This window comes from Novosphingobium sp. GW835-FHT14H07 (genome assembly GCF_058793515.1).
Genome location: NZ_JBXAFX010000011.1, coordinates 58,389 through 81,179 on the forward strand (window position 1 = coordinate 58,389; position 22,791 = coordinate 81,179).

Sequence of the window (22,791 nt, forward strand, 5' to 3'; positions counted from 1 at the left end):
CTCAGCCTTCTGATAGGGTGGCGCGGGCCGATATGTCCATATCAGGAAAGGCCCAGTCGCTCCGACAGCCAGACAAGGGCAGCGATACCGGTCAGCACCGCCAGAACCAGCCTCGCGCGATTGCCGTATCGCCAGCGGGCAAGCATCAGCAGGACTGGCAGAGTGACCGCCACGACGGCCAGTTGGACGGCTTCGATGCCCAAATTGAAGCCAAGGATAGCGACGATGCGCGTGGTCGTGCCAAGTCCGAAGTTGCTGACCAGCGTGGCGAAGGCGAGCCCGTGGACGAGGCCAAACAGCCCCGCAACGAGTGGTTCCTTGCCGGGAAACACGGGCCGCGCCGCATGAATGGCCGAGACGAGAACAGAAAGCGCGATACCCGCTTCAACCGGCTGTGGTGGAAGCCGAACGCCGAAGAGTGCGGCCAGGATGAGCGTCGTCGAATGACCGACCGTGAAGGCCGTGACGATCCATGCCAGTTTGTGCAACGTGGCTGCTGGCGGCCGCGCCTCGCCCCAGCGTCCGCCTGCCGCGAGCATCGGGGCAGGGAGAAGCAGCGCCAGCAGGAACAGCAGATGATCATAGCCCTCGGCAATATGCCGGGCACCAAGCGCCATGGCATTGAGGAACAACGCTCCCAGCCCCGCCTTTCCGCGCTCCACCAGCAATTCTGACTTACCGGCAGTGAGCGCGCCAATCAGTTCGCGCTCCCCACTCACACCTCCCGCCAGATCCCCGTCCACCACCAACAGGGCGAAGTGGTTCGGCGCTTCGCGCGTCACGACATGCCAGCGCCAGAGCAACGACCTGTCCGGAGAACCGGGCGGGGGTGTCAAGGACAGCTCCAGATGCAGGTCAGGCGGCCCGGCAATCTGTTCGAATGCGATGCGATCCACAGCGACGCGCCACGGCTTTCCATTTGCGTCGAGCACGGCCATGTCGGCCACTACGCGCGCCTGCGCCTTGGCAAGACTGGCCGTGCTGTTGTCCGTCGGCAATCCCGTGGCGTAGCCGAATTCGGCCTGCGGCACGACGATGTCGGCCTTGACCAGCCCCGGTGCGAAATCGAGGCGGATTTCCGAGTTGGGCGTAAGATGCGCGGCGGCAGGGCTGGCGAGGCAAAGCCAGGCCAGCGCCGTCAGTAGCGTCCTAATCGTGACCGAACCAGATGTAGCGCGCCGCCGGATCGGTGGCTTTGGGATTGAGATCAAGCGCGTCCTCCCGCGCATCTTCGGCGGCATCGGTGTCTCCAAGCGCGGTGTGGACGTCTGCCATGGCAAGATAAAGTCCTGCCGTCCGCCAGCCGGTCTTCTCGGCACGTTCAAGCGTTGCAAGTGCACCTCTGGCATCGCCGGTCAGAAGCTGCGCCCGCGCCAGCAAGATCAGGCTGGACCCGTGCGGGCGCGCCTGTGCATCGGCCTTCGCGATTGGCAGGGCTTTGGCCGGATCGCCCAAGGCAAGTTCGTGCTCCACCACGTGCGCCGCTGCCGCCTCTGGCATCACGCTATAGCGCTCGGTCCAGATCGCGCCGGCCTTCTCGGCCCACGCCCGACTTTCGGCGCCGCGGCCCTGCAGGCGCAGCGTGAAAGCAAGCGCGTCCATGATCTCCGGCAAGGGGGCCTTGGCCAAGATCGCTGCATATTGCCGAACTGCTCCAGCCACGTCCCCTTCGAGAGCCTTCTGCTGTGCGACATGCGCCATGGCGAGCGGGCTGCCAGGGAAGAAGCGCTCGGAAAACCGGGCCCATGTGCCCGCCGCCTTCCAGTCTCCCGTGGCATATGCGATCGTCACCCGCTGCAAGCCGACCTGCGACTTGACGTAGCGGCTCAGCTTCGGGGCGCGCAGCACTGCGTTGATGCGGCGGCGGGCAAGATCAGGATCGCCCGTGCGCAATGCGAGCATAGATTGCCTTAACGCAACGGCGGCGTTGTTGTCGTATTCCTCCGCGCGGCTGAACGCGAGGCGCGCTGCCTTCATGTCGCCGCGCTGGAAGGCGATGTCCCCCTTCAGGCTCCATGCGCCGGCAGACTCGCCGTCGTCCGGCTCCCCCACTTGCGCGAAGAACCGTTCGAGCCCCTTTCCGGCAGCGTCGAGGCGGTGTGCCAGGACCGAAACTTCGGCGCGAGACAGGCTCGGCCCGGCGGGGAAGGGGGCACCCGCCATCCCCTTGTCCAGCAATCCGTCCGCTTCGGCGAGATCTGCATATGCGCCTGTCGCGCGGAAGCGCCTGACTAGAGCTCGTGCCAGTACCTCCTGCCGCAGCCACTCCTCAGGATTCAGCGCCAACCGCGCGCGTGCGCCATCCACTGCAACTTGCGCTGCCTGCTCCAGTTCGAGCTGGTTGCGTGGTCCGAACCATGGCTTGATTTCCGAAGGCAGCGGATCCGGCGGGCCTTGCCGAGCCTTGTACTTGTCAAAGGCAATGCTGGCGGCGGTTATCAGGAAAACCGCCGCCAGCAGGATCCACGGCCACTTGGGGCCGGGCTTGTCGCTCATGCCTGTCAGGACTTCGTCGCGCAGATCTTCAACTGCAGCTTTTCCAGATCGTCGCCAATCAGCCCGAACAGCTTGTCGAGTTCGTGCTCGTATTCGGTCAGATACTTGTCGCCAGCGACGTCTCCGGTCGGCGTATCATCGTTGTAGCTCAGCTTCATCGAAGAACTAACCAGCGCCGTAGCGATAGCCGGATTGCCCATGCGGTCCACACTGACATAGGCCGAATCCGGGTCGGTGCGGAAATTGAAGTTTGTGCCGGTGCCGGTCGCTACCTGCGGCGTGCCGTTCGGCGTTGCCAGGAACGGGAAGGTCAGCAGGAAGAACTTGTCATTGCGCTGCGGATTCAGCGGCACATCTGCCAGCGTGTATGGTCCTTGGCCGGTAACGCTCATATCGAGCAGCAGGGTTGCAAGCAGAATGTCGACGACCTGATCTTCGGGATGGCGTCCATTCGGAAACTTGGTCGGTCGGGTCAGGTCGAGCTTCAATGTATCCGGAATGATGAATGACTTGAGGTTTGCGCCGTTCTGGCCCTGGATCGGCTGCAGGAAGCATTTGGTCGAGTCGTAGGCAACCGCGGTTGCCGTGGCAGTCGGCGTCGCGGTCGATGTCGAGCTCGGTAGCGGGGCCGGGACGACGACTTGGCTACCAGCACCATCATCGCCGCACCCGACCAGCGTCAGGGCCAGAGCGAACGGCGTCGCGATCCGGATGATCTTGCGCAGGCTCATCAGATGTTCCCCCCAAAGCGGGCGGTCTGTCCCCAGACGCCAAGATTGGTTACCCCTGCGCCAAGGTTCGCGTCAGGAATTTCAAGCACGATCGCGGTATCGTTCTGGGTGTCGAAGAAGTTGCGGTCGTTGCGGATTTTCAATGTGCCGGTGGATCGCGTCTCGCGGAAACCGATCAGGTCGAAGAAAAAAGGTTCGTCGAACAGGCCGACGCGGACCTTCACGCCATCCTTTTGGAGGTTCTGCTCGACCGGACCTTCGATCACGCCGTTAACGCCGGGCACGCCTTCGATTCGTACTCCCCATTCGCCAGGATTTTGGCCCGGCCCGAAGCGATACTTGATTGTGAACTCGGGGGTATTGCCCGGTGCCGCAGTCGAAATGTTGATTTTGTAGAGCACGTCCCGGTCATAATAGAGCGGCGTCGTCGCGGCGGCGGAGACGGGTCCTGCAAAGGTCATCGCGATCTTGGTCGTGCCATTCGAATGCCAGGCAAACACGTCGGCGATGTCGGCCGGAATATCCGGGTTGGGATCTACGCCGCCGTCGGTGCGGCTCGGCGGATCGAGGTGGTCGGCGCTTGTCGCGACGCCGGTCGGCACCAGCATCAGCGCGGCGAGGCTGGCGGCCCCGGCGCTGCCCGCCAGCAATGTCTTGAAAATGCGGCGCACGGCGAATCTCCCCACTGCGAATTCTGACGAAAGAACGTGCGACCACTCTTTCGCCTCATTCTGCGCCGTCTGCTGTGAACTGGTTCACAGGGAGTCAGCGGGAGGCCTGTTTCTTCGATGTTAGACTATTTTGCACCGATTGGTGAAGCCCAAATCAAGCAAGACTACGTAACATAATCATGAAAAGGCGGCGACGGTCCAAACTACGCCGACCAGCAGGAACACCCCGACCACGTCGAGCGCGAAGCCTGCCTTGACCATCGCGCGCATCGAACAGTGCCCGGTTGCCCAGGCCAGCGCATTGGGGCCGGTTCCTGCCGGCAGCATGAAGCCCCAGGTCGCGGCGAAGGCTGCCGGAAGAGCCAGCAGGATCGGATCGGCCCCCAGCGCCGCCACCAGCGCTGCCACGACCGGCATGATTCCGCTCGCCGCCGCGATGTTGCTGGCAAACTCCGTCACCACGATCACGAACCCAACGAGAACCAGTGCAACCACCGGAAGTGGCACATGGGCAAGCGGCAGCAGCATCTCGCCCATCCACTTGGTCAGCCCGCTTTCGGTCATGCCCATCGCCATGGCAAGGCCGCCGCCGAACATCAGCACCACGTCCCACGGTGCGCGATTGGCCTCGGGCCAGGTCAGCATCGGGCGGCCGGTGCCGTCGGGCAGGAAAAACAGGACCAGCCCCGCGATCGCAGCCACCGTGCCATCGGTGAAGCCACCCTTCGGAAACACCCCTTCGATCAGCGGCTGGAACACCCACGCCAGGAAGGCCAGTAGCACCACTGGAAGCAACCGCCGCTCGGCCACGCTCCATTGCGCGGAATGGCCAACGGCATCGCGCGCAGCCGCAGGATCGAACGCATCCTCCTTCAGCTTCTGCACCCGCGCGATGATCCACGCGGCAATCGGCACGGCGGCAACGGCGATCGGCACGCCGTACATCGCCCATTGCAGGAACGTGACCCGGGTCCCGAGCGCCTTCTCGATCAGTCCTGCCGCGATGGCGTTTGTCGGCGTGCCGATCAGCGTCGCCAGTCCGCCGATGGATGCGGCAAAGGCAATGCCCATCGGCAGCGCTCCGGCCATGCCCCCGGTTTCCCCTTCGCGTACGCCGCCCGCACGCAGCATGGCAATCGCCATCGGCATCATGATGAGGGCCGTCGATGTGTTGGAAATGAAGCTTGAAAGCACTGCCGTCGCGGTCATCACGCCCAGCAGCAACTGCCCCGGCCTTGCACCGGCCAGGCCCATTATGAACAGCGCCAGCCGCCGGTGGAGCCCGGTCCGCTCGATTGCCAGCGCCAGAAAGGCGCCACCTACGAAAAGGAACATGATCGGCGAGTAGTAGGCGGCAGCCGTCTTGTTGGCATCCGCCACGCCGGTCAGCGGCAGCACGAGGAAAGGCAGGAATGCCGTTGCCGAAAGCGGCATCGCCTCGGTCATCCACCAGGCTGCCATCCACCAGACAAGGCCCGCCGCACTCCATGCCGCATCGGGCATGCCTGCCGGTGCTGCCGCCAGTTGCGTTACGGCAAACCCCAGCGGTCCGGCCCAGAACCCGATCCTGCGCGCATCCACTGCCAACCGACTACTCCCCCATGTCCCGGCGCAGGGACCTAGCAGAGCACTGTCGCGACTGGCAAATGCCGATCAGAAGATCGGATCGTAGCCCGGTGGCAGCTCGTCGCCCGGCTTGCTGGCATCCGTCGGCGAATGGATGCCGCATTCGGTCTTGTCCCAGCCCTTCCACCGGCCAGACCGGGGATCTTCACCGGGGGCGACCTTGCTGGTGCAGGGCGCACATCCGATCGACGGATAGCCCTGGGCCACCAGTGGGTGCGCCGGCAGGCCGTGCTGCGCGAAGTAGGCTTCGAGCGCGGTCTTGTCCCACGATGCCAGCGGATTGATCTTGAGCCGCCCTTGCGCGTCGGAGTGGTCGATCTCGAAGCGGGGCAGGCCGGCGCGGGTCTTGGACTGGAAGCCCTTGCGCCCGGTCAGCGATGCATCGAAATGCAGCAGCGCCTTGGCCAGCGGCTCGACCTTGCGGATCTCGCAGCAGCCATCGGGGTCCCACGACCAGCGCAGGCCGTTCTCGTCCTTCTTGGCGATCACTTCCGGATCGGGCTCGATGATCTGGAGATTGGTCATCCCCAGAAACCCGATCAGCTCATCGCGATAGGCTACCGTCTCGGGGAAGTGCTTGCCCGTCTCAAGGAACAGCACCGGCACCGAAGGATCGACCTCGGCAATAAGGTGAAGCAGGACAGCACTTTCCGCGCCGAAGCTCGAAACCACCGCAAGGTCGCCCGCCAGCCCGTCGCGGATCACCGAACGCAGCATCTCGTGCGTGTCGGTGCCCCGGAACAGGTTGTTCAGGCGGATCGCGTCCGTCTCGGTAAAGCGCGGGCGCACATCGATCAGGTCGATCTTGCGGTTCACGGTGCTGTCCATACTTCTAAGTCCTTTTCCCGCAGCTCAGGCGGGGTGACGCTTCGCCCAGATTGCCGGGCGTCCGTCGACGGTCTTCTGGTAGACTTCAGGCCAGGTCGCGAAGGCCTTTTCGGCGGCCTCCACGCTGATCGGCTGGTTCGGCGCAAAGCTGTCGAACCCGCAGCGGCGCATGTGCGAAAGCTGGTCGAGCAGCACATCGCCCACGGCCCGCAGTTCGCCCTGATAGCCATGCTCGCGCAGGATACGCGCCGCCGAATAGCCGCGCCCGTCGGTGTAGGCCGGGAAGTTCACTTCCACGAGCGCCAGCCGATCGAGATGCGGCAGCAGCGCGCGGGCATCGTCGCCCGGTTCGATCCGCACGGCAGTTGCGTTCGACTGGTCGGCAAAGGCGTCGACCGTCACCGCAGGATCGCCGACCGGCTCGTCATCGCGAAAACGCAGGTTCTGCTCAACCATTGGCGGTCTCCTTGGCGTAGATCGCCTCCTTGAACGGGGCCATGCCGATGCGGCGGAAGGTGTCGACGAAACGCTCCCCTTCGGCGCGCTGGGCGAGATAGACATCGGTTGCCTTCTCGACTGCATCGACGATGCCGTCCTCGTTGAAGCCGGGGCCGGTGATCGTGCCGAGCGAGGTGTCCGCGCCCTCGCAGCCGCCGAGCAGGAGCTGGTAGTTCTCCACGCCCTTGCGGTCGACGCCGAGGATGCCGATGTGGCCCGCGTGGTGATGCCCGCAGGCGTTGATGCAGCCCGAAATCTTCAGCTTCAGCTCGCCCAGCTCGCGCTGACGGCCCAGGTCGGCAAAGCGCTCCGAGATCTTCTGCGCCACCGGGATCGACCGCGCATTGGCCAGCGCGCAGTAATCCAGACCCGGGCAGGCGATGATGTCGCCGATCAGGTCGAGGTTGGCAGAGGCAAGGCCTGCTTCGTCCAGCTTCTGCCACAGACCATAGAGGTCAGCCTTCTTTACATGCGGCAGCACGATGTTCTGCGCATGGGTCACGCGCAGTTCGTCGAACGAATGCTCAAGCGCCAGGTCGGCCATCAGGCGGATCTGGTCAGCCGTGGCATCGCCCGGAATGCCGCCAACCGGCTTCAGGCTGATGTTGACTATGGCGTAGCCCGGCTGCTTGTGGGCATGGACGTTCTGGTCCACCCACAGCGCGAAGTCGGGATCGGACAGGTCGAGTTCGTCGGACGCATTCGCATCGAAGCCCGGCTGCTCGAAGTAGCCCTTGATGCGCTCCAGCTCGGCCGCTGGCGGCTCGAGGCCCAGCGTCAGGATGTGCTTGAACTCTTCTTCCACCTGGCGGCGGTATTCGTCGGCACCGATCTCGTGGACGAGGATCTTGATGCGCGCCTTGTACTTGTTGTCGCGGCGGCCATAGCGGTTGTACACGCGAAGGCACGCTTCGAGGTACGAGATCATCTGCAGCGGCGGCACGAAATCGCCGATCACTGGAGCGATCATCGGCGTGCGGCCCATGCCACCGCCGACGTAGAAGCGGCAGCCGATCTCGCCGGCATCGTTCTGCACCAGCTGGATGCCGATATCGTGCAGCTTCATCGCTGCGCGGTCGGTTTCCGAACCGATGATCGCGATCTTGAACTTGCGCGGCAGGTAGTCGAACTCCGGATGGAAGGTCGACCACTGGCGCAGGAGTTCGGCATAGGGCCGCGGATCGACCAGCTCGTCCGCGGCGGCACCGGCGAACTGGTCGGCGGTGGTATTGCGGATGCAGTTGCCGCTGGTCTGGATCGCATGCATCTCGACCGAAGCCAGATCGGCGAGAATGTCGGGCGCGTCCTGCAGCTTGATCCAGTTGTACTGGATGTTCTGGCGCGTGGTGAAGTGACCATAGCCGCGGTCATACTTGTCGGCGATATCGCCCAGCATGCGCATCTGGCGGCTGCTCAGCGTGCCATAGGGAATGGCCACGCGCAGCATGTAGGCGTGAAGCTGCAGGTAGAGGCCGTTCTTCAGGCGCAGCGGCTTGAACTGGTCCTCGGTGATGTCACCGGCAAGGCGGCGCTCCACCTGGTCGCGGAACTCCGCGACGCGGGCATCGACCATTGCCTGGTCGTATTGGTCGTATTGATACATCTCAGATCACCCAGGTGCCGGCATTGGGGTCGGCAGGCTTGAGGGAAAGGTCGAGGCGGACCGTTGGCCCGAGGGCGCGGATGCGGTCCTTGATGTGCGCCGGGCGCACGCCTTCGTCGGTCAGCGTGGCTTCGATCACCTGCGTATCGGTGACGATCTGCTTGGCGTTCTCGCGGGCGATGATCGCCTCGGCATGTTCGCCTGCTTCCACCGCATCGTTGACATGGCGCGACCAGCCTTCGCCGGTCCACCAGATCACGTCGCCGGTGCGCAGATCACTTCCAGTGATGATCTTCACTGCACTGCCTCCAAAACTTGCTTCAATTCCATCATGTCTCCCCGGCCTGCCACTTCGCCGATCACGATCAGGGCAGGACTCTTGACCTTGTTTTCCGATACCAGCGGCCCGAGAGCCGCCAGCGTTCCGCGCAGCACGCGCATCTGCGGGCGCGCCGCGTTCTCGATGACTGCCACCGGCATGTCGGGCGCGAGCCCGTCTGCCATGAGCTTTTCGGCAATCGCTTCCGAAGTCGCCACGCCCATATAGATCACCAGCGTCCTGCCGACCCCGGCCAGGCCAGCCCAGTTCTGATCGGTCAGCCCCTTGCACTGGCCTGCCACGAACGAGACGATGCTTGCCGCGTCGCGGTGGGTGAGGGGGATCATCGCCGAAGCAGCCGCGCCCATGGCGGCGCTGATTCCGGGCACGACCTGCACCGGGACACCAGCGGCAAAGCAGTCTTCCGCTTCCTCGCCACCACGCCCGAACACGAAAGGATCGCCGCCCTTGAGACGCACCACGTCATTCCCGGCCAGGGCCTCGCGCACCAGCAGGGCGTTGATCTCTTCCTGACGCATGGTGTGGCGCGAACGCTGCTTGGCCACCGAGATCATCCGGCAGCCCTTGGGCGCCATGGCGAGGATCGCCGGATCGACCAGCCCGTCGTGGACCAGCACGCGCGCATTCATCACCAGCCGCGCCGCACGCAGCGTCAGCAGGTCCGGATCACCGGGCCCCGCGCCGACAAGGAATACGGTTCCGACTCTTGAAGAGGGATTGCTCATGGGGGCCAGATGGGCGCGGTGAGCGCAAGTCACCAGCGAGAATGCTTTTCCCACCGCCTAGATGTTCTTTAGCGGCTGCGCTGGACCTGGTTACACGATCTTCAAGATCTAACGTCACCCCGGGCCTGACCCGTGGTCCCGCTTTCACTTCGGACGACGGTGCAGAAACAAGCGGGACCCCGGATCAAGTCCGGGGTGACGGTGGAGAGTGAGGGGAACCTTCGCCCCGCAAAGCCTCTACCAGCATCCGCAAACCCTCGCTGTCCTTCAGGTTCAGATCCTGCTGCGGGAACGGAATTTGAACCCCGTGGTCCCGGAACAGGCGCCACACCGCCTTGAGAATGTCCGACCGCACGTTACCTACGCCACCCTCGGGATCGTCGATCCACACCACGATCGTCATGTCGATGCTGCTCGGCCCGAACGCGCTCAGCAGCACGCCGGGCGAGGGGAAGCTCAGCACGCGCGGGACACTGGCCACCGCCTCGAGCATCAGCTTCTCGACCTGCTCCAGATCGCTTCCATAGGCCACGCCAACGGGAATGTTGATCGCCACCTCGCGCGAGGAGTACGACCAGTTCTCGACCTGGCTGGTCATCAGGTTTTCGTTCGGAATCAGGTATTCCCGATTGTCGCGCGTGGTCACCGAAACCGCGCGGATGCCGATCTTCTTGACCTCGCCGAACGAATTGCCCTTGCCGTCGTTCACCGCGATCACGTCGCCCGGCTTGATCGAGCGGTCCATCAGCAGGATGATCCCGGCGATCAGGTTGCCGAAGGTCTTCTGCAGGCCGAAACCGATGGCGAGGCCAAATGCGCCTGAAAACACCGTCAGCGCGGTCAGGCTGATCCCCAGCACGTCGATCCCGACCAGGATCGAGATGCCCCAGACCACGATGGTGGCGATCTTCTCGCCCAGCAGTTGCTGCGTGCGGTCAAGGCTGGTCAACCGGCGGAACGTGCGCCGCGCCAGCTTGCCGATCAGCTGCGCCGCGACGATCACCAGCAGCATCACGATCACGATGCGCAGCGCGCCCCAGACCGAGATGTGGTAGGTCCCCAGATCGAACCCGATCTCGTTCAGCACCCGGATCACGTCGGCCACTTGCTGCCTGAAGCTGTTCATGCGGTCGCTCCTGCCCACACGGCAAGCCCACGCTCGAGATCGGCAATCAGGTCGGTGCTATCTTCAAGCCCGATGGAAAGTCGCACGCCGAAACGATCCTCGGCGTCCATCCCCTTGAGCGGCCACTGGCTTGCCGTGCGGATGCCCGCCGGATCGACCGGCGTTGCCAGGCTCTCGAAACCGCCCCATGAATAGCCGATGCCAAACAGCGTCAGCGCATCGATCAGCGCATCGCGCGCCGCGCTCGTGCCGCCCTTCAGCACAAAGCTGAACAATCCGCAGCCGCCGGTGAAGTCCCGGCGCCAAAGCTCATGCCCGGGCGATCCCGGCAGCATCGGGCACAGCACCCGCGCCACCTCCGGCCGCCCCTCCAGCCACTGTGCGATTCCCAGCGCCGATGCCGTCTCCGCCTCGAGCCGGTGCTTCATCGTCCGAAGGCCGCGCAGCATCAGCGCGGCATCGTCGGGCGAGACCACTGTCCCCATGCCCTGCGAGCGCAGCCGCAGCTTGCGATACCACTCCGGCCCGGCGCTGGCGCTGCCCATCATGCAGTCGGAATGGCCGGAAACGTGCTTGGTCAGGCTCATCACCACGATGTCCACACCATGGCGCAGTCCCTGAAAGCCGAGCGGCGAGGCCCAGGTATTGTCGAGTACGCTGACGATCCCGCGTGCCTTGGCCGCCGCTGCGATGGCGGGCACGTCCTGCACCTCCATGGTCAGGCTGCCCGGGCTTTCCAGCAGCACGCAGCGCGTCCGTTCGCAACATGCCGCTTCGAAGGAGGCAAGGTCGGTCGGATCGAACCAGCGCGTCTCGATACCGAAGTCCTTCAGCAGCCCCCGTCCCATGATGCGCGAGGGTTCGTAGGCATTGTCCGTCATCAGCAGCACGTCGCCGGGACGCAGCACCGTGAGCAGCGCTCCGGCTATTGCCGCGACGCCTGAGGGATAGAGCACAGTTCCCGCAGAGTTGCCCTCGAGTTGGGTCAATGCCTCGGAGAGTCCCCACTGAGTTGGAGATCCCCTGCGCCCATAATAGAACCGCCCGTCCTCGTTGGCTGGATGGGCCCTGAGTGCTGACATATCGGGATAAAGATGCGTCGAAGCGCGCCAGACGGCGGGGTTGACGACGGCCCCGGGATGCCCCGGCGTCCCGGTCCACTCCTCGCGCCGTCCAGCCAGCACGCCCCGCGTCGCCGCCCCATAATTCTCGAAATCGTCAGAACTGCTCATGGCCTCGGGCGATAGCAGCAATGATCGCTGACAGGAACCTCAGGCCGCGCCGGTTGCCTTGGGGGTTGCCGGGTCCATCCCCCATTCGCTCCACGATCCGTCGTAGAGCGAGACATCTTCCTTGCCGATCAGATGTGCCGCGAAAATCAGCACGTTGGCCGTCATTCCCGAGCCGCACGAGGAGATCAGCGGGCGCGAAAGGTCGATGCCGGCTGCCTCGAACAGGCTGCGGATCGCGTCAGGCGATTTCCACGTGCCATCGGGATTGAACAGGCTCGAATAAGGAAGGTTCCGCGCGCCGGGTATATGGCCGCTCGCCAGCGCAGGGTTGGTCTCCGGCACTTCGCCAGTAAAGCGCCCGGCGCCACGCGCGTCGATGACCTGCTCGGCGTTGCTGTCGAGATTGGCCAGCACATCGGCTTTCGAACGCACATGGCTCTCGTCAGACCACACCGTGAAGTGGCGTTGTCTCAAGGTTTCAACGCCTTGCGCGCACTTGCGGCCCTCCGCCTTCCACTTGGCGATCCCGCCATCGAGCAGCGCCACGTTCTGGGCACCGAACTTGGTCAGCATGAACCAGGCACGGGTCGATGTCTTCACCGGGCTGTCGTCATAAATCACGATACGGCTGCCGTCGCCAAGGCCGAGCGTCTGCATTCGGCTGGCGAACTTTTCGGCCGACGGCAGTGTGTTGGGTACGGGCGAGGCCGCATCGACCAGTTCGGCCAGATCCATGAAGACTGCACCGGGAATGTGGCATGCCTCATATTCGAGGCGCGGCACGCGACCATGCTCTGGCAAGAATGCCGTAGCGTCGACAATACGTAGATCGCTCGCGCCCATTTCGTCCGCGAGCCACTGGGTCGAAACCAGTGAGTCCATGGTTAATCGTGCTCCTGCCTGCTGTGCGACCCGTCTGGCGCGGGTTCGTTAGGCCAAGACTAGACGCGGCAATCGGGTGCGTCGACCACAAAAACGGACAGCCGCGCGACCTTTCCCGATGAACTCACGCAAACGCTGGAACGGTGAGCGCGCGCTGGCTGATCTTCGGGTAGATGCGCGGGCCGAGGTCAAGCCGGAAGGGCTGCAGCCTTTGCCCCGCTGCACCTTCTTCCAGGCCGACGACGAAGGCCGCGCGCATGGTGAACGGTCGTCCGTCGACGGTGGCCGTCATTTCAAGTCTGACGAGTGGCACGAACAAGGCGGCATTGCCATGACGGATCGGTGTGATTTCGGCGAGGGGCAGGCGTATTTCGCCCGCAACTTCGATGATCTCGCCAGCGCCTATTGACCGAATCGTATGCAACTCGGGCGCATTGCGCGGGTCGAGCTGGTCCTGCACTGGCCGCGAGGCGTGCGCGGCAGTCATTCCGCCAAAAATCACCACGTCTTGCGCTTGCGTTGTGGCCGACAGCACCAGCCGATAGGAAAGCGTGGCATTGACGAGGGTCGCGCTCATGCGCGCGGCAGCGAGGTCGAGCGTCAGGGCAGCGTCCGGCACAAGCGCGGTCTCCGCCAGGTGGGGACCTTGTGCAGGAGAGCTGGCGGGGGACGCGGCCTTTATCGCTGGCGGTTCGAAGGCAACCTCGGGCGGCGCCGTGCGTCGACGGCGGAGCAGCGCCCATGATGCCCCGGCCGCGAGCAAGCCGACAAGCGCTGCCACCCACGGCCAAAGCGTGGCGCCTCGCGCTTCGGGCTCTGTCGTCGTCGCCGTGACCGGCACCGCGGGAGGCGACATCGGCTCGGGCAAATTTGGTGTAGCCGCTGTCGGTTGGGGAAGCGGAGGCGCACTTTCGGCTGCTTGCGTCGGCAGGGCCGCGGTCTCAGCTTCGGGTACGTCAGCTTGGGCGGATGGCCGAGGCGCTGGCTTGGCAGAAGGGAGCGCAACAGGCGCTGCCGGTGACGGTACCGGCGCCGGTACAGGGACGGCAACAACCGGTGGCGACGGCGTTGCACCGGGTTGCCCGGTCGTGGCGCGGGGTGGGGGCGCATCGGGAACGACCGGGCCCTGCGCGGCGGAACTGGGCTTCTCCGACGGGGGCAATTGCCACGTGGTGGCATCCTGCGCGCGCGCCGCGCTTGCGCAAAGCGCTAGCGCCGCCGCCGAAATGACAAATGACCCCGGGAACAACCTCATCGCCGGGGCATGACAACCCGCCAGTTTAATGCCTCGTGAACCAAGAGGCACGATCGGGCCACTTGCTCCCCGTCTGCGACGGGTGCATGGGCGGGCCAATTCTATTCTTGAAGTGATCGCTTGGCGGGAAACCAACTCGCACCGCCTGCGCATCCAGAGGCCAGACAATGACCAAGACTCCTCTTTTCCTTGGGCAGAACACCGCCCTCCCGGCATCGCCGGAAGAGGCCGTGCTCGATTATGTGCCAAATCCGCGTCCGGGCACGCTCTACATGATCCGCTTTGCTGCGCCCGAATTCACCTCGCTATGCCCGGTGACCGGCCAGCCCGACTTTGCCCATCTGGTGATCGACTATGCTCCGGGTGAGACGATCGTCGAATCCAAGGCGCTCAAGCTGTTCCTCGGGTCCTTCCGCAATCACGCAGGATTCCACGAGGACGTCACGGTTGGCATAGGCCAGCGGCTGTTTGCCGAAATGAAGCCGCGCTGGCTGCGGATTGGTGGCTACTGGTATCCCCGCGGCGGCATTCCGATCGACGTGTTCTGGCAGTCCGATGCCCCCCCGGCAGGCCTGTGGCTGCCCGATCAAGGCGTGGCGCCCTATCGCGGTCGCGGTTGAAGCGTCAGGCTGCCAACCAGGAAGAGCCGGAGCCTTTTTCTTCGGCTCGTTCCGAACGCTGGGACTGCTGCCCCGCCTTTGACGGGGTGATTCCCATCGCGATTTTCTCCCATCCACTTTCGGTGAGAGATACCCAGATGCGCCGCCGGTCAGCCGAATCCGGCTCGCGCAGGATCAGTCCGGATTCGTGGAACATGGCAAGCCAGCGCAGCACCGTTGCGCCGGGCACATTCGCGCTCAATCCCAGACCCGTCACGGAGATGCGCCGGCCCTCGGCCTGATTGATGAACAGCTCCAGCATCAGGTCCCATGCAGGGTCAGCAACCTGAATGTTCGGGAAAAGCTCCTGCCGGCGACGGCGGGCGCGGATTTCGCTCTTGGCGATGGCGACCAGGTCAGCGGTCGATGGAGGCGTGTCGGTGGGCGTCTGTTCTTCGGGCGCAGATAGCAATTCGTTAAGCAGGAGCGTGATCCTTGCGATCCTTTCTCGTTCCTGGCTGTTCATTGCTATACCTCTGGCCACCCCAACCATACATATGCTGTAATGTCTCTTGTCTTGCAATTACAAACCTTTGAATACCAATGAAAAATTAGGAAATATTAACCTTTTTCGAGGGATTTGTCGTGCTCCGGGGCGATTTTTCCGTGCTGTCTGCCTTTCCGGTGGAGGTCATCCAGGTCAAAAAAGCAGCACCATGCTGCATGCTGGCGAGGGGGACTACGCCCGAAGCACCGAGCTTGCCTGCGCCGTCTGTCGGCGCTTGTTTGTCCTGCCACCGAAATTCTCATTGACGGTAATGATTTAACCCATCCTCGCGTGCCCCTTATCCTCGTAGAGCGCGCGTCGGTCGCACCACCATACAGGACTGTTTCATGAGCGAACTGCCACTTCCGCCTGCTTTCCGCCCAATGGGCCACACCGGCATTGCCGTATCGCCGATTGCGTGGGGTATGTGGCGTCTCGCCGAAGGCGGCCGCAGCGCCGCCGATGCGGCGAAGCTGGTTCACGCTGCGCTCGATGCCGGCATCACCTTCTTTGATACCGCCGATATCTATGGCTTCGACGGGCAGGACGGCTTCGGCAATGCCGAGACGCTGCTGGGCGAGGTCCTGGCCGCAGAACGTGCGCTGCGCCAGCGCGTGGTTCTGGCCACCAAAGGCGGCATCCTGCCGCCTCTGCCCTACGATCAGAGCCCGGATTACCTGCGCAAGGCGATCGAGGATTCCCTCCGCCGCCTGAAGACCGACGTGATTGACCTGTGGCAGATCCACCGGCCGGACATCCTTGCCCATCCACACGAAACCGCGCGCGTGCTTGATGATGCGGTGGCTTCGGGCAAAGTTCGCGCGCTGGGAGTCTCCAACTTCACCACTCATCAGATCGCCGCGCTCAATCATTTTCTCGGCGAGAAGCTGGCGACCACGCAGCCGGAGATCAGCCCTCTACGCATCGACTGCTTCGAAAATGGCGAACTCGATCAGGCAATGCAGCTGGGTCTGACCCCGATGGCCTGGTCCCCGCTTGGTGGTGGCCGTGTGGCTGGCCCCAAGCTGGATCGCGAAATGGCCGTGGCATCCGCGCTCGACACGGTGGCAGACGCACAAGGTGTATCGCGGACCGTCGCGGCCTATTCGTGGCTCATGGCGCACCCGGCCGGAATCGTGCCGATCATCGGATCGCAGAAGCCACAGCGCATTGCCGAGGGCGCAGCCGCGCTCAAGGTACGGTGGACACGAACGGATTGGTACGCCGTGCTCGTCGCGGCACGGGGCGAGCGGCTCCCATAAGGCCGCACCAGATCAAGCTGATCTGGGCCACGAACATGTTGAGGGCTGCCCGCCGCAGCTGGCGCGCCGCATCGCTCACGTTCGGCCCGCGCGTCACCCGATAAGGCGCGACGACGCCACGAGCCCAACGTGATTGATGCTGTCTCTCTCGCGTCACGCCGTGATCAGCGGCGGGACTGCCTTCGTACGATCCAGCGGCCCTTGCGCAAGCGCTTGATGCTCCGCTCGCAGCGCTCACACTGTCCTACATAACCTTCCAGATCGTACGACACTTTCGATCGTACCGGGCGATGATAGCCCAGAAAGCACTTCAACGACACCATATGAGACCCACCCCAGAATCTACATCCGAAGTGAAGCAAAGAATTTCCGTTTTGAAAATTCAACGAAGGTTAGGAATTGCGATCCTTTTCCTCATTCTTCGCAGATGAAATCCGGAGCCCTAGTCACCGCAGCGCCAGAACCTCGTTTGTGTCCAATTGCTTCATTGCCAGCGACGCGGCGCGGCGTGAATCGATCCAGCGTCCGTCGGAAAGCTCTACGTCGTAACGTTGATCGCTTGAAGCTGCACCGCGGTAAAGCTTCGCGGCCTTTTCCCTTTCACCGACAAGCTTGTAGGCGGTGCCAAGGTTGATCATGGCCAGCGGATCCTGCTTCCGCAACAGATCGCTGCCCTCAATTCTGCTGATCGCAGCGCGAGGGCGACCGGCCATGATCTCGCCGTATCCAACATCACCACTCTCGATTGCAGGGGCCGGTACAGTCAGCGTGGCGGGAGCCTGCGCCATCAGTGCGGCTGCGAGATACAGGGTGGCAGACATCGGGACTCTCCTTGCTTGGCTTCCTACGCATTCCGTCAGCGCATCGGCTTGTTGAGTCTGATTATGCACCCGATGACAGTGACTGCAATCAAAGTGAAACATTGTCACAAAACTGCAATTTTCTGTCCGGCGGATTTCCGTCCGGTCGTCACAAATGTCAAATAACCGTCAGAGAAACTGACTTATTTCTGTCAGGAAACCGCAAAGTGGCTGTCACTTTGCGCGCCTAGATCACCCCTCGACCTGGCGGGAATCGCTCCCGCTGTTATCCATGGGGGATACCAAGTGAAGAAGATCCACGGCCTTATGCTCGTCGGCTGCAGCGGACTTGCGCTCGCCGGTTGCGGCCCGACCGACATCGCCTCGCCGGGCACCGGCGGCAATGTCGTCATCAATCCTGCGCCGACCCCGACGCCGACGCCCACGCCCACGCCGACCACGAGCCCGGTCGTCGCGGCAGCCGGTTGCCCCACCATCGAAGACCCCACCGGCTTGACTGATGCGGGCACGGTCACTTCGGCTCAGGGGTCATGGCGCGTGTGCACCCTGCCTGCCCGCATCACCCGTTCAACCACGCTCCCCAAGATCGCGGGTCTGCTCTACTCCATCAACGGTCGCGTCGATGTCGGCACCGATGCCGGCTTCAGCAGCACCAGCACTGGCGTGACGCTGACCATCCAGCCGGGCGTGATCCTGTTCGGCAATACCGGCACGTCCTGGCTTGCCGTCAACCGTGGCAACAAGATCAATGCGGTCGGCACTGCCAGCGCACCGATCGTCTTCACCAGCCGCGACAACGTGCTCGGCCTCAACACCGAGACCTCGCAGGGCCAGTGGGGCGGCGTCGTGCTGATGGGCCGCGCGCCGATCACCGACTGCACCACCGGTTCGGTCGCCAGCGGTTCGACCGCCAGCACCTGCGAACGTCAGACCGAAGGTTCGGCGGATCCCGCTCTCTACGGCGGCACCAACAGCGCCGACAGCAGCGGTGCGCTGAAGTACGTCCAGATCCGCTATTCGGGCTACGTGCTTGGTTCCAACTCGGAGCTTCAGGCCCTTACGCTCGAAGGCGTGGGCTCGGGCACCGAGCTGGACTATATCCAGAGCTACAACAGTTCGGACGATGGCGCCGAGTTCTTCGGCGGCACTGTCAATATGAAGCACTACATCTCTGTCGGTGCTGACGATGACAGCCTCGACATGGACACCGGCGTGCAGGCGAACCTGCAGTATCTGCTGCTGATCCAGCGTTCGGGCGCGGGCGACACGCTGATGGAGCTCGACAGCAATGGCAACGAAAGCCAGACGCCGCGTCAGGTTTCGCGCATTGCCAACTTCACCGCGATCCAGCCCGCCACCAGCAGCAACAACGAAGCAAATGGCCAGGCAGCTCTGTTCTTCCGCGGCAACTCCGACATCAACCTTTACAACGGCGTGGTCGTCGCTCCGGCAAACCAGTGCATCCGCATGAACGGCTCGGGCGGCACGGCCTCCTCGACCCTGACCGCACGTTCGGTGGTCATGTCCTGCGCTGGCACCGGTGACGACCGCTTTATCGGTACGGGTGCCTACACCGCGGCACAGGTCGCCGGCTTCTTCGGCTCGGGTGCGAACAACAACAACGCCGGTTTCGCGTCCACGCTGGCCAGCCTCTACATCAACGGCGCCAATGAAACCGCTGTCACGGCGTTCGACGTGACGACGCTGTCCTCGTTCTTCTCGGCTGCACCGTATGTCGGTGCCGTCCGCAACAGCTCGGACACCTGGTACGCTGGCTGGACCTGCAACAGCACGGCCGCGAACTTCGGCACCACCAGCCAGTCCTGCACGCTGCTGCCGACCACCTGATCGGCGCCTTTCGGGAAACCCGGGGGGTGGCCGGCAACGGCTGCCCCCTTTCCCGCACTACAGAACATTCCTTTTCCCCAGGGGGGACGACAGATGAATACCTCGCGGCTCGCAAACCTGCTGCTGCTCTCCACCGCGCTGATCTGCCCGGCGCTTGCCCACGCGCAAGAGGCCATGCAGACACCGCCCCCGGCATCCGAGGCTTCGCCCGATCAGGCTGCGACTGGTCCTCAGGTTGAGGAACAGCCGCAGGAAGCAGCGCCGGAAGTCTCCATTCCGGGTGGCGAGATCGTCGTTACCGGCCAGCGAGACCGCAACCTGCAGCGTGCCGCCCCGCAGGTCGTCTCCGTGCTCGGAACTGCCGAAATCGCGCGGACCGGCGAAGGCAACATCGCAGGCGCACTTGGCCGCGTGACGGGCCTCAGCGTCGTCGGCAACGGCTATGTCTACGTGCGCGGCCTGGGCGATCGCTATTCGCTCGCGCTGCTGAACGGCTCTCCTCTGCCAAGCCCGGAGCCGCTCAAGCGCGTCGTCCCGCTTGACCTGTTCCCCTCCAGCATCATCGCCTCGTCGCTGGTGCAGAAGTCCTATTCGGTGAACTACCCGGGCGAATTCGGCGGCGGCGTGGTCAATCTGACCACCAAGTCGGTCCCGCAAGAAGCCTTCGTCAACGTCGGCATCGGCGGTTCATGGGATACCGAGACCACCAATCAGCTGGGTTACACCTATTATGGTTCCAGCACTGACTGGACGGGTTTCGACAACGGCCAGCGTGATTACACGAAGGCCCTGCAGAGCTTCTTTGCCAGCGGTGAACGCCTGAGTTCCGGCAATGTCGATGCGGTTGCCGTGGGGCAGGGCATCGTCAATACCCGCAACGGCCTGACCCAGCGCATCCCGAACATGCCGGGCAACGGCTCGCTCTCGTTCTCGGCGGGCAAGTCGTTCGAGCTCGGCGGCGCGACGCTCGGCGTCATCGCCACCGCAGGCTACAACAACAAGTGGCTAACCCGTGACGTACTCAGCCAGACTTCGGTCGAATCCGATCTCGCTGACCTCCAGTCCGATTTCCGCCGCGTGACCACCGACAATCGCATTGTCGTCAACGGCATGCTCGGTCTTGGCCTCGAATTCGGTCGCAACAAGATCCGCTGGACCAACCTCTACATCCGCGACACGCTCAAGCACACGCGCATCAGCCTCGGCCAGCGCAACCAGACTTCGGCAGACTGGCAGCAGCAGGAAACCGCCTGGTACGAACGCCAGCTGATCGACAGCCAGATCGTCGCCGAACTCAAGCCGCTCGATGGGCTGAGCGTCGACCTGCGCGGTGGTTTCGCCAATTCGCAGCGCGAGGCGCCCTACGAACTGGGCTTCGAATACGTCCGTACCAACGTCGCCTCGGACCCGCTCGGCCAATACTTCGTCAACAATCTCGATGGCAACGCCGGTCGCGCCAACGTCAGCTTTTCCGATCTCAACGAAGATCTGTGGTCGGGCGGCATCGACGTTTCGTACAAGGTCTCGCCCGCGATCACCGCGACGGTTGGTTATGCCTATACCGATACCCGCCGCACCAGCTCGCGACGCGACTTCCAGTGGCGTGCCGTCGATCTGCCCGATGGCGTAAACCTGTTCCGTCCGGACTACCTGTTGAGCAACGCCGTCATCAAGGCGTTCAACATCGGTCTGGTCGATACGAACGAAGGCAACCCCGCCTTCCTCGCCACGCTGAAGAACCATGGTGCCTACGCCAAGATCGATGCGCAGCTGACCGATACGCTGCAGCTCGATGCCGGTGTTCGCTATGAAACGGCGAAGATGGGGGTTGCGGCCATCCCGGTGTTCAATGAGGTGACCACGGTCACCGCGCCGACCAACCTGAACAACGATTACTGGCTGCCGGCGGCCACCTTGACCTGGTCGTTCCGCGACGACATGCAGTTGCGCGCCAACGCCTCGAAGACGATCGCCCGCCCGCAGTTCCGCGAGTTGATCTACCAGTTCTACTTCGATCCCGACACCAACCGCACCTATCGCGGCAACCCCAACCTGCAGGACAGCACGCTGACCAACGCCGAGGCCCGCTACGAGTGGTACTATGCGCGTGACCAGCGCTTCTCGATCGCAGGCTTCTGGAAGCGCATCGACAAGCCGATCGAGAGCTTCGTCAGCCTCGAAAGCGACAACTTCATCACCAGCTTCGCCAACGCGCCCAAGGCCGATCTTTACGGCGCCGAAGTCGAACTGCAGAAGTACTTCGACATGTCCGACTGGGGCGGCATGTGGGAGTCTCGCCGCTTTGCCCTGATCGCCAATTATACCTACACAAAGTCGAAGCTGAAGGTGAAGGAAGGCGATCAGACGTCGTACTACCTCGCCGCATCGAGTCGCGCGCTCGACTACTTCACCAATGGCGCGCCACTGACGGGGCAGAGCGAGCATATCGCCAACGTCCAGCTCGGGCTCGAAGACACCGACAAGCTCTCGCAGCAGACCATCCTGCTCAGCTACGCCAGCAAGCGCGTCTTCAGCCGCGGTCTGCTCAACACCGGCCAGCCCGATGTGGTGCAGGACCCTGGCCTGCGCATCGATTTCGTTGCACGCCAGGGCTTCAAGCTGTTCAAGCAGGATCTCGAACTCAAGTTCGAAGCGCGCAACATCACGGGCCGCCGCAACTACGAATACCAGCAGTCCGGTGCCAACCGCATCGAGGTCAACTCCTACGATGTTGGCCGCACGTTTGCGCTCTCGGCCTCGATGACGTTCTGACGCCGCACCGATCAACCACCCTCGAGAGGCGGCCTGTCACAACAGGCCGCCTCTTTTTTGTTGTGGCAATGGCCTGATCGTGAGAAAGTGAACCATATGGTTCAGTATGAGTCGTCCGGCCTTGATGCAGCTTTCGCGGCGCTGGCAGATCCCACGCGGCGGGGAGTCATGCTGCACCTTGTGCAGGCAGATGCCTCGATCACCGATCTCGCCTCCCGTTTCGGCATGACGCTCACCGGCATGAAGAAGCATGTCGGCGTGCTCGAGGCCGCCGGGTTTGTTGCCACGGAGAAGATTGGACGGGTGCGCAAGTGCCGGCTGGGGCCTCGTCGCATGGAAGACGAAGCCGCGTGGATCGAGCGCTACCGGCAGGCTTGGGAGGCCCGATTTGGCGCGCTGGACAATGTTCTTGAATCAATGATGCGAAGGGAGAATGACGATGGTCAGTCAAGCTGAGAGCCCCGATCCGCAAACGCGGGTGGAACGTCCGTCGGACAGGGAGCTGGTCGTCATCCGTTGCTTCAGGGCGCCGGTGCATCTGGTCTATCGCGCATGGGCCGACCCCGCGCTGTTCCGTCAGTGGTGGGTGCCACGGTCATACGGCATGACGCTCGTCTCGTGCGAGATGGACGTGCGCGTCGGCGGCACTTACCGGCTCGAGATCGGCCACGTGTCCATGGATCGACCGATGGCGTTCTACGGAACCTATCTCGAAGTCGAGCGGGATCTCAGGATCGTCTGGACCAACGAAGAGAGCGCCGACGGAGCGATAACCACGGTCAGCTTTGCCGAGCGCGATGGCGGCACCGAAGTCACCATTTCGAACCTGTTTCCAAGTGCCGAAGCGCTCGAACAGGAACTGGCATCAGGCGCCTGCGATGGAACGGCGGAAAGCCTGCGTCAACTGGCGGAATTCCTGCGAACCTGAC

Annotated in this window: 23 protein-coding genes; 7 read left to right on the forward strand and 16 right to left on the reverse strand. The window is 63.5% G+C overall.

Translation table 11 applies throughout. The features are described 5' to 3' along the window. Positions 1 to 41 precede the first annotated feature (41 nt). From AC1Q5P_RS11935 to AC1Q5P_RS12000, 14 genes are all read right to left on the reverse strand, one after another. Positions 42 to 1,211 carry a HupE/UreJ family protein gene (locus AC1Q5P_RS11935; RefSeq protein WP_492519049.1) on the reverse strand — a complete coding sequence of 390 codons (1,170 nt, stop codon included), beginning with the start codon at positions 1,209 to 1,211 and terminating at the stop codon, positions 42 to 44. After that, positions 1,150 to 2,496 carry a hypothetical protein gene (locus AC1Q5P_RS11940; RefSeq protein WP_492519050.1) on the reverse strand — a complete coding sequence of 449 codons (1,347 nt, stop codon included), beginning with the start codon at positions 2,494 to 2,496 and terminating at the stop codon, positions 1,150 to 1,152. Before AC1Q5P_RS11940 ends, AC1Q5P_RS11935 begins: the two co-directional genes overlap by 62 nt. Positions 2,497 to 2,501: 5 nt before the next feature. Further along, positions 2,502 to 3,227 carry a DUF4331 family protein gene (locus AC1Q5P_RS11945; protein ID WP_062343637.1) on the reverse strand — a complete coding sequence of 242 codons (726 nt, stop codon included), beginning with the start codon at positions 3,225 to 3,227 and terminating at the stop codon, positions 2,502 to 2,504. Then, a complete protein-coding gene (locus AC1Q5P_RS11950) occupies positions 3,227 to 3,898 on the reverse strand; it encodes a hypothetical protein (RefSeq protein ID WP_039335130.1) in 672 nt (223 codons plus the stop codon). Before AC1Q5P_RS11950 ends, AC1Q5P_RS11945 begins: the two co-directional genes overlap by 1 nt. Before the next feature lie 177 nt (positions 3,899 to 4,075). Further along, on the reverse strand, positions 4,076 to 5,479 hold the full coding sequence (locus tag AC1Q5P_RS11955; RefSeq protein ID WP_492519071.1) for an SLC13 family permease: 1,404 nt from the start codon (positions 5,477 to 5,479) through the stop codon (positions 4,076 to 4,078). A 72-nt stretch (positions 5,480 to 5,551) separates the two neighbouring features. Then, positions 5,552 to 6,352, reverse strand: coding sequence for a phosphoadenylyl-sulfate reductase (locus tag AC1Q5P_RS11960; protein WP_039335126.1), 801 nt, complete (start codon positions 6,350 to 6,352; stop codon positions 5,552 to 5,554). 24 nt (positions 6,353 to 6,376) lie between these two features. Continuing rightward, complete coding sequence (locus AC1Q5P_RS11965) at positions 6,377 to 6,808, reverse strand: DUF934 domain-containing protein (RefSeq protein ID WP_039335124.1); 432 nt, start codon at positions 6,806 to 6,808, stop codon at positions 6,377 to 6,379. After that, entirely contained in the window at positions 6,801 to 8,453 is a 1,653-nt protein-coding gene (locus tag AC1Q5P_RS11970; protein WP_062343641.1) for a nitrite/sulfite reductase, read from the reverse strand. Before AC1Q5P_RS11970 ends, AC1Q5P_RS11965 begins: the two co-directional genes overlap by 8 nt. A gap of 1 nt (position 8,454) precedes the next feature. Further along, positions 8,455 to 8,751: a DUF2849 domain-containing protein gene (locus tag AC1Q5P_RS11975; RefSeq protein WP_039335120.1), complete on the reverse strand. Its 297-nt coding sequence runs from the start codon at positions 8,749 to 8,751 to the stop codon at positions 8,455 to 8,457. Next, on the reverse strand, positions 8,748 to 9,518 hold the full coding sequence (cobA, locus tag AC1Q5P_RS11980; RefSeq protein WP_062343642.1) for a uroporphyrinogen-III C-methyltransferase: 771 nt from the start codon (positions 9,516 to 9,518) through the stop codon (positions 8,748 to 8,750). Before cobA ends, AC1Q5P_RS11975 begins: the two co-directional genes overlap by 4 nt. Before the next feature lie 184 nt (positions 9,519 to 9,702). Next, entirely contained in the window at positions 9,703 to 10,644 is a 942-nt protein-coding gene (locus AC1Q5P_RS11985; RefSeq protein ID WP_492519051.1) for a mechanosensitive ion channel family protein, read from the reverse strand. Next, complete coding sequence (metC, locus tag AC1Q5P_RS11990; RefSeq protein ID WP_492519052.1) at positions 10,641 to 11,876, reverse strand: cystathionine beta-lyase; 1,236 nt, start codon at positions 11,874 to 11,876, stop codon at positions 10,641 to 10,643. The genes AC1Q5P_RS11985 and metC overlap by 4 nt, the downstream gene beginning before the upstream one ends. Positions 11,877 to 11,915: 39 nt before the next feature. Further along, positions 11,916 to 12,758 (reverse strand): 3-mercaptopyruvate sulfurtransferase, encoded by an 843-nt coding sequence (sseA, locus tag AC1Q5P_RS11995; protein WP_039335116.1) that lies wholly within the window; start codon positions 12,756 to 12,758, stop codon positions 11,916 to 11,918. A gap of 124 nt (positions 12,759 to 12,882) precedes the next feature. Then, positions 12,883 to 13,614: a cytochrome c-type biogenesis protein gene (locus tag AC1Q5P_RS12000; RefSeq protein ID WP_062343645.1), complete on the reverse strand. Its 732-nt coding sequence runs from the start codon at positions 13,612 to 13,614 to the stop codon at positions 12,883 to 12,885. Positions 13,615 to 13,744: 130 nt separating this feature from the next. Between AC1Q5P_RS12000 and AC1Q5P_RS12005 the strand changes: the two genes are divergently transcribed. Continuing rightward, positions 13,745 to 14,026 (forward strand): hypothetical protein, encoded by a 282-nt coding sequence (locus tag AC1Q5P_RS12005; RefSeq protein WP_156135789.1) that lies wholly within the window; start codon positions 13,745 to 13,747, stop codon positions 14,024 to 14,026. Between the two features lie 154 nt (positions 14,027 to 14,180). Continuing rightward, entirely contained in the window at positions 14,181 to 14,633 is a 453-nt protein-coding gene (queF, locus tag AC1Q5P_RS12010; RefSeq protein ID WP_039335112.1) for a preQ(1) synthase, read from the forward strand. Between the two features lie 4 nt (positions 14,634 to 14,637). Here the strand turns inward: queF and AC1Q5P_RS12015 are convergent, their stop codons facing one another. Continuing rightward, entirely contained in the window at positions 14,638 to 15,138 is a 501-nt protein-coding gene (locus AC1Q5P_RS12015) for a helix-turn-helix domain-containing protein (protein ID WP_052242455.1), read from the reverse strand. Between the two features lie 368 nt (positions 15,139 to 15,506). On the opposite strand from AC1Q5P_RS12015, the gene AC1Q5P_RS12020 reads away from it, so the two are divergent. Then, a complete protein-coding gene (locus tag AC1Q5P_RS12020; protein WP_492519053.1) occupies positions 15,507 to 16,421 on the forward strand; it encodes an aldo/keto reductase in 915 nt (304 codons plus the stop codon). A 446-nt stretch (positions 16,422 to 16,867) separates the two neighbouring features. Here the strand turns inward: AC1Q5P_RS12020 and AC1Q5P_RS12025 are convergent, their stop codons facing one another. Further along, complete coding sequence (locus AC1Q5P_RS12025; RefSeq protein WP_193828004.1) at positions 16,868 to 17,242, reverse strand: hypothetical protein; 375 nt, start codon at positions 17,240 to 17,242, stop codon at positions 16,868 to 16,870. Between the two features lie 285 nt (positions 17,243 to 17,527). Here AC1Q5P_RS12025 and AC1Q5P_RS12030 point away from each other — a divergent pair, with 285 nt between their 5' ends. The 4 genes from AC1Q5P_RS12030 to AC1Q5P_RS12045 all read left to right on the forward strand — a co-directional run bounded on the left by AC1Q5P_RS12030 (position 17,528) and on the right by AC1Q5P_RS12045 (position 22,790). After that, entirely contained in the window at positions 17,528 to 19,090 is a 1,563-nt protein-coding gene (locus AC1Q5P_RS12030) for a beta-helix domain-containing protein (protein WP_230487809.1), read from the forward strand. Positions 19,091 to 19,183: 93 nt separating this feature from the next. Continuing rightward, a complete protein-coding gene (locus tag AC1Q5P_RS12035) occupies positions 19,184 to 21,862 on the forward strand; it encodes a TonB-dependent receptor domain-containing protein (RefSeq protein ID WP_492519054.1) in 2,679 nt (892 codons plus the stop codon). A 96-nt stretch (positions 21,863 to 21,958) separates the two neighbouring features. Next, a complete protein-coding gene (locus AC1Q5P_RS12040; RefSeq protein WP_062343650.1) occupies positions 21,959 to 22,318 on the forward strand; it encodes an ArsR/SmtB family transcription factor in 360 nt (119 codons plus the stop codon). Beyond that, the gene (locus tag AC1Q5P_RS12045) at positions 22,302 to 22,790 is read left to right on the forward strand and encodes an SRPBCC domain-containing protein (RefSeq protein ID WP_492519055.1); all 489 of its coding nucleotides are present in this window, start codon (positions 22,302 to 22,304) and stop codon (positions 22,788 to 22,790) included. Before AC1Q5P_RS12040 ends, AC1Q5P_RS12045 begins: the two co-directional genes overlap by 17 nt. Position 22,791: the final 1 nt, after the last annotated feature.